This is a genomic window from Starkeya nomas, from assembly GCF_902703545.1.
Taxonomy (GTDB): Bacteria; Pseudomonadota; Alphaproteobacteria; order Rhizobiales; family Xanthobacteraceae; genus Ancylobacter; species Ancylobacter moscoviensis.
In genome coordinates, this window is the sequence record NZ_CACSAS010000013.1 from 1 (window position 1) to 537 (window position 537).

A 537-nucleotide genomic window follows, 5' to 3' on the forward strand; every position below is an offset into this window, starting at 1 on the left:
GGACCGTCCAGCCCTGCGCCTTCGCGATCTTCTCAAGGTCGCGATAGACCTTGGCCGCGCTGCGCTCGGACTGCGTCAGGTAATTGTCCCGGAACCAGTCCCACGCCTCCTCGCTGTACTCGGCGGTGGCGAGCCGCCCCGCGTGACGAGGCTGGAGGTGCGGGAGCCAGTCGACACGGGCGACGCCGGCGACAAGGTCCGCCCAGTTGTAGAGCGTGCGCAGCGAGACCTTCATCTCGGCGGCGACGTGCATCATGGCGACGTCCCGCTGCCGGCCGGCGGCGACGAGGTCGGCGACCGCCTCCAGCGCGGCCAGCCGCTCGCGGGCCTTCTGCTGGCGGGCCTCGGGGAGCCGCTCGAACCAGTCCCACAGCGCGTCGCGCTGCAGGCCGGCCTTCTTCTCGGCGCGTGCGTCCTTCGCCACCTCGCGGCGCTGCGCCAGCATCAGCTTGCGCTTGGCGCGGGTCGGCAGCACGTCGTAGCGGTACTCGTAGCCATTGCCCTTGCGTCGCCAGACACCGTCCGGGTTCGCTTCGG

General features: G+C 71.3%; 1 protein-coding gene. It reads right to left on the reverse strand.

Going from position 1 to position 537, the window contains the following annotated elements; translation table 11 throughout:
- On the reverse strand, nucleotides 1–537 hold a 537-nt coding region (locus STARVERO_RS21800; RefSeq protein WP_280178162.1), incomplete at both ends, for a DNA-binding domain-containing protein.